Origin of the sequence: Francisella sp. 19S2-4 (assembly GCF_036281795.1) — a bacterium.
In the GTDB taxonomy this organism is placed as follows: Bacteria; Pseudomonadota; Gammaproteobacteria; order Francisellales; family Francisellaceae; genus Francisella.
The window spans coordinates 1-4,481 of the sequence record NZ_JAWUZH010000077.1 but is presented as its reverse complement, the minus strand read 5'-3'; the positions used below and the strand labels follow the sequence as shown (position 1 = coordinate 4,481).

The following is a 4,481-nucleotide window of genomic DNA, read 5'->3' as shown; positions in this document are numbered from 1 at the left end:
AAATACTAATATCTGTAACATCTGTATTTTACAAAATATATCTAACAATTTGGGATATTAATTCAACAGTCTTTATGATGAATAATGGCAAAAAATTTCAAAATAGCCCACATTTTTTCAATTAGCTCTTTTTTTATCATTTATGGGAGCCTATTTTAGTTTCAAGATTTAATCTATTTGGGTGCAAGTATAGAATATTTTTTGGGCTGTCGTAGATAAGTCTAGTTTAAACTCTCTCTAACCCAGTGTTTAATTAGCTTTAGCTGTTTCTTAGAATCACTGTGATTAAATCTCCATTCATATTCCTTTAAAAACAAATAAAAATTATTCTCTAGGAATACCATTAAATTTTCTCAAGTGTCTCTTAGCTTGACTCCAGAAATTCTCTATACCATTTATATGATTGTGCTTCTTAGCAAATAACTTACGATGGTTAATTATATAGTGTTTAAACTCTGAAATATCTAATGCATTATAGCTTCTAAAAGTATCTGTGTAAACGATACTATCAGGCTTAACTTTTTCTCTAATTATTGGTAGTAAAGTGTCACTTTTAGCATATGGAATGATTACGGTATATACCTTGCCATTCCTTTTAAGCAAACCAAATACAGCGACTTTGCCACCAGCTCCTCTACCTCTCTTACCTTTACGAGTTCCTACAAAGTAGCTTTCATCTACTTCAATCTCTCCTTTAAATATTTCTAAATGTTCACTATTTTTATAAATTAATACTCTTAATCTATAAAAATAATAGCTGGCTGTGGTTTTATTTACTGATACTGATACTGATACTGATACTGATGCAGTTCGTGCTGTACTTCCTGCTATAAATAACTCTATTTTTTATGAACTTAATCTACTTTTTCTCATCAAAACCATCCTAACATAACTTAGTTATCTAGGACAGCTCCATATTTTTTATTAAGAATTAATTTATTAATAATATTGTGTAAAGATTCTTTTTATTAACTGATCATTGATATTTAATTAAAATTCAATATAATACCTCTCATTTAAATTTAATTGTAGTATAGAGTTTTAATGATATCGAAAAAGAAATATGTTTATTTAAGTTTATATTTTTATTTTTTGATATTTACAATAAGGCTCTATGGTGTTCCTATTGTAAGCAATAATCCAATGAAAGAAGATTGGGAATGTTTAGTTAGTCACGGCCATTGGTTGTGCCATCGAGCAAAAAAACCAAAAAATGTTTTTAGTAAAAAGATTACATCAGAACAAAGAAGAAAGGCTCTAGCAATAGATTTGGAGTGGGTTAATGAGCCTTCTTATTTTGTTGGAGGATATTATTATGATAGTGATTCTCAATTTACTAAAGCATTGTGTAGGTCGAAAGATACTCAAGTGAGCTATGATAATGCTCAGTTTGACTCAGACGGAACTCTTATTGCTTCAGGAAATGTGATGGCTCTACAATGTGATCAAGAGCTATATGGTGATAATGCTATTATACATTATGATGAAGATGATAAATCTGTTACATCTATTGTAGCAGTTGGTGATGTAATTCTTAAGCAGCCGTCTGCAGGAGTTTTGATACGTACTAGAGATATTGATGATGATTTAATCAATAACTTGTACAGTGCTGGAGAATCTTATTTTAGAATATATAAAAAAACTCCAGAAAGACGTATATATAGAAGAGAGAAGTATAGTAATTATATAAGAGGGTATGCAACTAGTTTAATTAAAAATCCCAAGGGGGACCTAATTATAAGGGATGGATATATAACTACAGGAAGTCCTTATGATAATGATTGGAAAATATCAGGAAGATATATAAATATTGATACTAAAAAACAGATGCTTTATATGAGAGATGGTTTTTTCAAAATAAAAGATATTCCTATTATTTATGTGCCTTATATTTCTGAGCCATTAAATAATAAAAGACGTTCTGGATTTTTAACCCCAGGCTTTGTGCAAAATGATAACGCAGGTTATGGAGTATCTATACCGTATTATTTTAATTTAGCACCTAACTATGACTTATTACTTGAGTCTGTTTTGTGGTCAAAAAGTGGCATAATGGAAAATGGGACTTTTAGATATATTAATAAATACTCCCAAAGTCAACTTGAGGGCTCTATTGTACCATATGATTTACAAACAGGTAAAATTAGAGGAGCACTTACTCTTTCTAGTAGAGCAGATTTTAAAAATGGTATAACTAGCAATTTAGCATATGACTATGTTAGTGACTCACAATATTATAATGATTTCTCTGCTGGTAATATTAACTTAGTAACAAAGACATTGCTTGATAGAGAGTTTGATTTAGGTTATACTAACGATTATGTGAACACAGCGCTAACACTTTTAAAGTATGGAGTTGTAAATCCGGAACTGACTGTTTCGAATACTCCATATGCTAAGCTTCCTGAATTTAAACTTAATTTAGATTCGGGAGCTTACTTAAGTGATTATATGAATCTTAGTCTAGATACTTTGGATACTTTCTTTTATAAGCAGAAGGGTCCTGCTAGTGTTGGATCAGAAACCTTAGGAACAAATGTTAATGCATTGAGAATATATGTTGCGCCTAAGATAGCAGGAAATTTTACAGAAACTTGGGGATATTTGAAACCATCATTACAGCTTCCGGTTCGTTTTTACCAACTTAACAATAGGCCTACAGATACAATTCAATTTAGCAAAAATAGCGTTACAAGCATTTTACCAATTTTTAATATTGATGCGGGTCTTTATTTTGATCGTGATGATACAACTGAAAATGGAACTTATACAACAACATTGCACCCTAGACTTTTTTATACCTATATTCCATATCAAAATCAAAATGATATTCCTTTATTTGATACAAGTTTCCAGAATTTACAATATATGCAAATGTTTCAAGTTAATAGGTTTACAGGCTATGATAGAATAAATAATGCAAATCAATTAACTTATGCTCTAGAAAGTAACACTGTAAAACAGAGTGATGGGACAACCTTGTTTTCTGCTAAAATTGGTCAAATGGCATACTTTGCAGATAGGAAAGTAACTTTATGCCAAGGAAATTCAAGTTGTACGGTTCAAGATCCTTTTTATAAGGATAATTTTTCACCTGTGATTACATCATTTCAATATCAAGTAGCTAAAAATATTTATTTATCAGCACAAGTCAATTATAGAATAGAAGAAAAGAATTTTGACTATCAAGTGTATCAGATTTCATATAAAGACGATAATGAAAATATATTTAATTTATCATACAATAACATTGCTAGTGACTGGGATGCTTTAACACAACAGCAGATAGATGATGGCGATAAACCACAGGCTCAGCAAACTATAACATTATCTAGCATTATAAACTTAACTGATACATGGGCAATAGCTGCTCTATGGAACTATGACTTAGTTCAGAAAAAAATAGCAAATACTTTTGTAGGTGTTCAGTATAATGCCAAATCTTGGGATGTTAGATTTTTATGGGAGGATAGTGCATATACTAATGTTGATCCGAATGATCCTGCAACTTTGAGTCCTCTTACTTCGACATATATTCTTCAATTTGAACTCAAAGGAATAGGCGGGGCGGGAGAGTCAGATAACTTGGCATCTAGATTAAATCAAATTAATGGATATCAAGAAAAATCATGGGGAGTTTAGACTTGTGGTAAGAAATATAATTTTTATTATACTAATACTCTTAATGGTTAGTTGTGGCAAGGATAAAGAGTATGAGAAGGTAAGGTTAGAACATTTTTGTGAAGGGACTGTTTGTACATTTAAACTAGCAGATTTAGATATATTAGTATTTTCTACTGTGAGCGGAGATAAAGAGCAAATACTTTCAAAAAAAGATATATCTTCTCCTTTAATTGAGAATCAATTTAAAGTTAATGGCTCATATGCCGATGTAAGTAATACACTTCTTCAAAAATTGGGATTACCCCTTTGCTCATACGACAATTGTAAATTAAAAGCTCCGAGTGCGGCAGTTAAATTTTCTAAGCCTAATAGCTTTGTAAGTGTTAGTGCTACAGGTCAATTTAAGAATAAAAAAAATAAATGGCAAAAATTTGAAGTATTCTCTGATTGGCAGTTGAAAGATGTGGCGACTCCACAAGTAGACTATGCCGAACAGGGTGATACAGATGCCTATAAATTTACGATAACGAATTATGCATCGTATGATAAAAATGATATCTATACTATGTACGATAATAATAGTCAAACAACGCAGGCTATCTCTGATGGAGGCGGTAAGATAGTAAATCCAAATGACAAAGGAGATGTGACAGAGACATTGCCGGCAGGTGAGAACTTGATAGAGTTTACAGTAACCGATTATAATGTTATATCGGCTAAGTCAGCTGCAATTCCTATTGTGATAACAAGTAGTGTAGCGACGCCGACGGTTAAAGATGCTCAACAAGGAGATACAAGTACATATAAGTTTACGATAACAAACTATAGTACATATAAGTCAGATGCTATATATACGA

Annotated in this window: 2 protein-coding genes and 1 pseudogene; 2 read left to right on the top strand and 1 reads right to left on the bottom strand. The window is 31.3% G+C overall.

What is annotated here, in order from left to right; translation table 11 throughout:
- Positions 1-221: 221 nt before the first annotated feature.
- Positions 222-843, bottom strand: a pseudogene (locus R8535_RS10650) (IS1595 family transposase).
- A gap of 204 nt (positions 844-1,047) precedes the next feature.
- Here R8535_RS10650 and R8535_RS10645 point away from each other — a divergent pair.
- Positions 1,048-3,642, top strand: coding sequence for an LPS-assembly protein LptD (locus tag R8535_RS10645; protein WP_329499101.1), 2,595 nt, complete (start codon positions 1,048-1,050; stop codon positions 3,640-3,642).
- A gap of 4 nt (positions 3,643-3,646) precedes the next feature.
- Positions 3,647-4,481: COG1470 family protein (locus tag R8535_RS10640; protein ID WP_329499515.1), on the top strand; the 835-nt coding region annotated here is incomplete at its 3' end.